Source organism: Paracoccus sp. KR1-242, from assembly GCF_049446195.1.
GTDB classification, from domain to species: Bacteria; Pseudomonadota; Alphaproteobacteria; order Rhodobacterales; family Rhodobacteraceae; genus Paracoccus; species Paracoccus broussonetiae.
The window spans coordinates 23,801-30,127 of the sequence record NZ_JBMSED010000020.1; the positions used below are offsets into that span (position 1 = coordinate 23,801).

Consider the following 6,327-nt stretch of genomic DNA (forward strand, 5'->3'; position numbering starts at 1 on the left):
GCATTGTCGGTAATCTCTACCGAGCCGACACTCGATTTCGAGTTAGTTAACTCAGTAATACAGCCAAGTGGAGGATATCATGCTTCAGAAATATGCGCCAGAAATCTTCGGCCTTGAAAAATTCAAGCCCGACGACCCAGCCCATTCCTACACCTTACCGGCAGATCTTTATTATCGACCGGACGTTTTCGACATGGAAAAGCAGGCGATTTTCTACAAGGCGTGGAATTTCGTCTGCCATATGAGCCAACTTGAGACCCCGGGATCATTCAAGACGGTTTCGGTTGGAGACCAAAGCATCGCTGTCGTTCGGGGCCGCGATGGGCAGATCAGAGCGTTTCACAACGTTTGCTCCCATCGCGCTCACCAGCTTCTCAGCGGGGAAGGCCGGACCAAGATGATTGTCTGTCCTTACCATGCCTGGACCTACGAACTCGATGGCAAGCTCCGCTCGAACAACATCTTAGAGACGGTCGACGGCTTCGCCTCCGAGGAATTCTGCCTGAAGCCAGTGAATGTGGAGGTCTTCCTAGGATTCGTCTGGATCAATCTCGACATGAACGCTACCCCCCTGCATCTTCAATCCGGTGGGTTCGGAGATGAGGTTCGGAAGTTCGTGGACACGCCCGAAACCTTGAAATTCGCTGGTCGTCAGACTTTCGAAATCAAGGCTAACTGGAAAAACGTCGTGGAGAACTTCCAGGAATGCTATCATTGCCCGCCAGCTCATCCGGCGCTGGTCGAACTGTTCGATCATGGCATCTACCGCACCAAAAACTACGGCATATGCTCGAGCCATATCGCGCCGGCACGTGAGGACAATTCTGCTTACAAATTCGATGCCAGCAAGCCGGGCAATCAGCTCATGTATGGTGCCTGGTTCCTCTGGCCAAACCTGACACTGAACGTGTTCCCCGGCCGCAGAAACCTGTCCTTCATGCATATCATGCCCGTAGGCCCGGAACTCACTTATGAGCATTGGGACTACTTCCTCGAGGATACCACCCCAAATGAGGAAGAGATCGCGGCGATGGCGTATATCAAGGACACTCTGCAGCCTGAAGACATCGGTCTGGTCGAAAGCGTCCAGCGAGGCCTCCACTCCCAAGCTTACACGCAGGGACGTCTAGTAATCGACAAGGATTTTACGTCGAACAGTGAGCATGGAATCCATCACTTCCAGTCAATGTATTATCGGGCCATGACTGCGGAAGAATAACACCATTGCGCAATTGTCGGAGCGCTAGCGCTCCGGCAGATCCACGTCTGGAGAATTCTGTATGCCATACCGGGTGACTATTCCACAGTTCCTTTCGTCAATGCAGGTCGAAGCGGGGCAAACAATTCTCGATGCGGCGCTCAAGGCGGGCCTCGAATATCCCTATGCTTGCCGGCAGGGAAATTGCTCGTCTTGTAAGACAAGAATACTCAAGGGAACCGCGGAGCACATAAAGTCTTATGACAAGAATGCTCTGACGGACGAAGAGAGGGGTGAAGGACTGGTTCTGGCCTGTCGTGCGGCACCGACCAGTCCCTGCGAAATCGAGTTTCTGGAAGACGACGATATGACCTATTCGGCGTCTACAACGCAATGCGTCATTACAGCGCTCGACCGCGTTTCCTCCGATGTGGTGATCGTGAAGATGCGGCCAGCTTCCGGCCAACCGGTAAGTTTTCTCGCTGGTCAGTTCGCAAACTTGGCTATTCCGGGCTTTCCTTCCCGCGAATATTCCTATGCAAGTCGACCAGGCTCGATGGAGCTCGAGTTTCACGTGAGAGCACGGACCTATGGCTTGGTTAGCCGCCATCTTTACGACAAGGCATCGGTTGGAGATCAAATATCCGTGCATGGTCCTCTTGGCTCTGCATATCTACGAAAGGATCATGGAGGACCTATAATGATCGTTGTCGGAGGAACGGGTCTGGCTCCCGCCAAATCAATCATACTGGAAGCCATCTCGTCGCTTCCTGGGCGCGATATCAGCCTCTACGTCTCAGCCAGGCGAGTCGAGGATTTCTATCTCACTGAGGAAATGGATCTTCTCGCCACCAAACACGACAATTTTCACTTCTACCGGGTTGTGACCCGTCTTGCATCCGATTCTTCGGAAAGAAGCAACGACGTTTTTCGCACTATTCAGTCTAAATATAAAAGTCTGAAAGACCATAAGGTTTACACCTGTGGATCTCCTCCCCTTGTATCGGCATGCCAAAAGTTCGCGAGAGAGAATGGCCTTGCACCCTCCGACTGCCATGCGGATCCGTTTACCGAAGCGGAGTATGATAAAATACAAGTGTCCGCCTGCCGGTAAGTCACATTAACCTCGAGCGACCCCATTCTGTAGCTCTATGACAGAATGCTTCCCGACACGAGTAAATTATTTATGTGGTTAACCGGTGTTGTTTCGGTTGGGAAATTGAGACCGGATCTGTTGATCCAAACTAAAAATCAGGGAGTATATATATGACGAAGCGAGTCGCCGTTATCGGCGCTGGCCCTTCTGGTCTTGCACAGCTGCGCGCCTTTCAGTCCGCCGCCCGTCAGGGTGCCGAGATCCCCGAAGTCGTCTGTTTCGAGAAGCAGTCCAACTGGGGCGGGCTGTGGAACTATACCTGGCGCACGGGCACCGATGAGCACGGCGAGCCGGTACATGGCTCAATGTATCGCTATCTGTGGACCAACGGCCCGAAAGAAGGGCTGGAGTTCGCCGATTATTCCTTCGAGGAGCATTTCGGCAGGCAGATCGCATCCTATCCGCCGCGCGCGGTGATGTTCGACTATATCGAGGGCAGGGTAAAGAAGGCAGGTGTGCGCGACTGGATCCGTTTCAGCACCGTCGTGCGCTGGATAGAATTTGATGAGGAAGCGCAGTGTTTCATCGTCACTGTTCACGATATGGAGCGCGACCACGTCTACCGCGAGCGCTTTGACCATGTCGTCGTCGCCTCAGGGCATTTCTCGTCGCCGAACGTGCCGGAATACCCGGGCTTCGACCAGTTCTACGGTCGCATCACCCATGCCCACGATTTTCGCGACGCGCGCGAATTCAGCGGTCAGAACGTGCTGGTCATCGGCGCTAGCTATTCGGCTGAGGATATCGGTTCGCAATGTTGGAAATACGGCGCGAAGTCAGTGACCTCATGCTATCGCTCAGCGCCCATGGGCTTCAAATGGCCCGACAACTGGGAAGAAAAGCCGGCGCTGACCCGGGTGGAGGACAAGACCGCCTTCTTCACCGACGGCACCAGCCGTGAAATAGACGCAATCATTTTGTGCACCGGCTACCGACATTATTTCCCGTTTCTGCCGGACGATCTCCGACTGAAGACGGCGAACCGGCTGGCGACGGCGGATCTCTACAAGGGCGTGGTCTTTGTTCACAACCGGCGCATGTTCTATGTCGGCATGCAGGACCAGTGGTTCACCTTCAATATGTTCGACGCCCAGGCCTGGTATGTGCGCGACATCATTATGGGCCGCATCGCGGTTCCCGCCGACAAGCAGGCGATGCTGGCCGACGTGGCAGAGCGCGAGGCACGCGAGGAAGCCAGCAGCGACGTGAAATACGCGATCAAATATCAAGGTGCCTACGTCAAGGAACTAATCGCCGAGACCGACTACCCCAGCTTCAACGTCGATGGCGCGATTGAAGCCTTCTTCGAATGGAAACAGCACAAGGTCGTCGACATCATGGCCTTCCGCAACCACTGCTATCGCTCGGTCATCACCGGCACCATGGCGCCGGTCCACCATACGCCGTGGAAGGACGCGCTGGATGATTCGATGGCCGTCTACCTGCAAAACTGACCCCTCCGACTGGGGCGGTGGCCCGTCGCCGCCCCGTCTTTTACTCGGCACCGAAGGCTCGGATGGGCTGTGACAAGGATAGTGTTGCCGACTTCCAGAACTGCTGGCCTTCGGAGTGACGTCGGCCAACTATGCAAAAACACCTGCGCAGAGGACTGTCAGAGAATTCTGCCCTGGGCCCATCAGAATTGCCGGTGGCAATGCTCACCTTTCCCAACCGTCGTCTTGCGTATGGCTTATCTCTGGCCTGACCGACCGATCCTCAGCAACGCTTCGCCTCCCGAACTCCTGCCCGTCACGGCCAAGCTCGCCGTGACTTCGCCCCAGCACCGCGATGCCCCGCACCACCTGCCGCCTTGCGCTAGCATCAGGGAAGTCAGCAACCAAGGCTTGGTCATTCCCGGTCGCGAGCTCAGCGAAGATGCCGGCTCCGTAACTCTGCTGCAGGTCCCTGAAGAAGGCCCTGGCATCTTCATCGCGCCCGAAGGCCATAGGCGCACCGCGCGCCAGCCCCGCGCCGATCTGAGAAAGTGCGTGCAGCAACTGCTGATTTCGCTGCGGTGAGGCCTCCCGCCTCTCCCCTTGCCCGCCCTGATCACGCTGCAGGATTCCGGCCAGCCGCTCCCGCAGGTCCGGACGCGCCGGCGCACCCTGCTCTCTGGTCGCCGCCGCCCTGAGCGCCGCCAGCCCGGCCGATACCCGATCCTGTCCGCTGTCCCGGGCCTGCGCATAGGCGTCCTGCAGCTGCCCGACGCGGCTGCGCAACTCAGCCAGCACTGCCCGGGCCTGACGCAGAGCCAGCACTGCCCTGCCCCGCTCGGTCACCGGCTCATAGCTCCGGCCCTCCTTCGCCGCCTCACGCTGCGCCCGCCGCTCCATCGCGTTCGCCGCCGGCCCGAGCTTGACCTCAGGCGCCCGGTCGAGCGCCTCGGCCGCCAGCGCATCGCCGCGCGCTGCCGCAGCTTCGCGCTGGACCTCCAGCGAGCGGTGATCGACGCGCGCGGCCTCTCCGGCCCGCTCCAGCGCCCGGTTCTGCATTTCGGCCCAGAGCACGCGCATCGCCTCGATCTCGCCGCCGCCGGTCTTGGCGGCGTCTAACAAGCGGGTCTTGTCGCCGAAGCCCCCGGCGCCGATCGCGCGGGTGGTGGTCAGGACATGGGCATGGTGATTGCGCTGGTCGCCCTCGCGATGCGGGCCGTGCAGCGCCACATCGACCGCGATGCCGTAGCGCGTCACCAGCGCCCGGCCGAACTCGCGCACCAGTGCTGCGCGATACTCCGCGCCCAGCTCGGCCGGCAGCGCCAGCTCCCATTCCCGGGCGGTGACCGAGTTCCGGCGCGTCTCGCGCGCCTCGGCCGCGTTCCACAGCGCTGCGCGGTCCTGCACCCAGTCCGGCGCATCCCCGGGGGCCAGGATGAAGCTGGCCTCGATGCCGCGTTTGGCGCTGTAGTCATGCACCCGGCCCTCGCGCTCGCAGGCAATGACGGAGCCGCTGCGATAGGCCGCAGCGGCGGTGGCCGAGCGCCCGGCGCTGCGTTTGATGGTCTTTACCGAGAGGTGGTAGCTGGCCATGCCCCCTCCATCGGCAAAGACCACCGGACCGGCCATCCGCCGCGTCCGGCCGGCATACCCTCCAGGTCCGGAGAACGGCAGGGAACCTGAACTGGACCTGGAGGGCATCCGGCTGGAGCATGAACCGCCGCCGGCGGCGCAGGGGCTGTGAGAACCGAGAGAGCCAGGATACCCCACCGCGCTGAGGGTGAGGTTAGGCAGCAGCGGTCTCGCGCGCAAGTTGCATGTACCGCGAAGCCCGTCCCAGGGCACAGCGTAACGGCCGGAAGCGCGGGCCTGCCCTCCCCGGGGGGTTCCCTGCCAGGTCGCTCCCCGGGAGGACAGCCGCCACATGCGGACATGGGCGGTCGCGGCCCGCGCGCTTCACCAGCGCCGATAAGCCGCGATGCCGGGCAGGCTGACAGCCCGGAGCGCAAGGTGCAATCCGGGATCCTGTCTCCCCGGAGCGCAACTGGGCAGGAACACCACGCGGGGAGACAGGCGGCAGAAACAGAGACTGCCGGGCGCGGCCTGCGTGAGCCTGCGGAGCATCTCTGCCGCGCCGGGAAGAAGCGTGGCAGCTGGTCCGGTTCCGCGCAAGCCGCTTGCGGGGCGTGAGCGCCGACCCGCACACGCCGTGCCGGACGCGGCATCCGTTCCGCACCGGCGCCAGGCAGTCTGCTCCAGCGCCAGCGAGGAGCAACGCCCCTGGCGCCGGGCTGCGGAACGGCGGGCGATCCAACCGCCGAGGTTGGTCTGGGCGGGTTTGGGAGGGCGGAAAGCGCCTCCCATATCGATGCGGCTTCGCGCATCGAGGGGGTTCGCCATCGGCCGGGGTTTCGCCCCGGGGAGATCGCACGCAAACTGCAGTCGAACCGCAGGTGAGCGGAAGTTTGCATAAGTGCGCCCTTGTCCTTTACAGGACTGTGGGTAACGCGCTAACGGTTGTGCTTTCAAGATCATTTTCA

Annotated in this window: 4 protein-coding genes; 3 read left to right on the forward strand and 1 reads right to left on the reverse strand. The window is 60.4% G+C overall.

Going from position 1 to position 6,327, the window contains the following annotated elements:
- The first annotated feature begins 79 nt into the window (after positions 1–79).
- The 3 genes from ACO2Q4_RS22825 (at position 80) to ACO2Q4_RS22835 (ending at position 3,808) form a co-directional block, all read left to right on the forward strand.
- On the forward strand, positions 80–1,219 hold the full coding sequence (locus tag ACO2Q4_RS22825; RefSeq protein WP_423322072.1) for an aromatic ring-hydroxylating oxygenase subunit alpha: 1,140 nt from the start codon (positions 80–82) through the stop codon (positions 1,217–1,219).
- Between the two features lie 61 nt (positions 1,220–1,280).
- Positions 1,281–2,312 carry a 2Fe-2S iron-sulfur cluster-binding protein gene (locus ACO2Q4_RS22830; protein WP_423322073.1) on the forward strand — a complete coding sequence of 344 codons (1,032 nt, stop codon included), beginning with the start codon at positions 1,281–1,283 and terminating at the stop codon, positions 2,310–2,312.
- Between the two features lie 152 nt (positions 2,313–2,464).
- The gene (locus tag ACO2Q4_RS22835) at positions 2,465–3,808 is read left to right on the forward strand and encodes an NAD(P)-binding domain-containing protein (protein WP_423322074.1); all 1,344 of its coding nucleotides are present in this window, start codon (positions 2,465–2,467) and stop codon (positions 3,806–3,808) included.
- A 204-nt stretch (positions 3,809–4,012) separates the two neighbouring features.
- On the opposite strand, the gene mobQ is transcribed toward ACO2Q4_RS22835, so the two are convergent.
- Positions 4,013–5,380: a MobQ family relaxase gene (gene mobQ, locus ACO2Q4_RS22840; protein WP_423322075.1), complete on the reverse strand. Its 1,368-nt coding sequence runs from the start codon at positions 5,378–5,380 to the stop codon at positions 4,013–4,015.
- Positions 5,381–6,327 lie beyond the last annotated feature (947 nt).

Bases quoted from the DNA above. Each gene is read 5' to 3' on its own strand.
- ACO2Q4_RS22825 (WP_423322072.1), top strand. From the start codon at position 80: ATGCTTCAGAAATATGCGCCAGAAATCTTCGGCCTTGAAAAATTCAAG.
- ACO2Q4_RS22830 (WP_423322073.1), top strand. From the start codon at position 1,281: ATGCCATACCGGGTGACTATTCCACAGTTCCTTTCGTCAATGCAGGTC.
- ACO2Q4_RS22835 (WP_423322074.1), top strand. From the start codon at position 2,465: ATGACGAAGCGAGTCGCCGTTATCGGCGCTGGCCCTTCTGGTCTTGCA.
- mobQ (WP_423322075.1), bottom strand. From the start codon at position 5,380: ATGGCCAGCTACCACCTCTCGGTAAAGACCATCAAACGCAGCGCCGGG.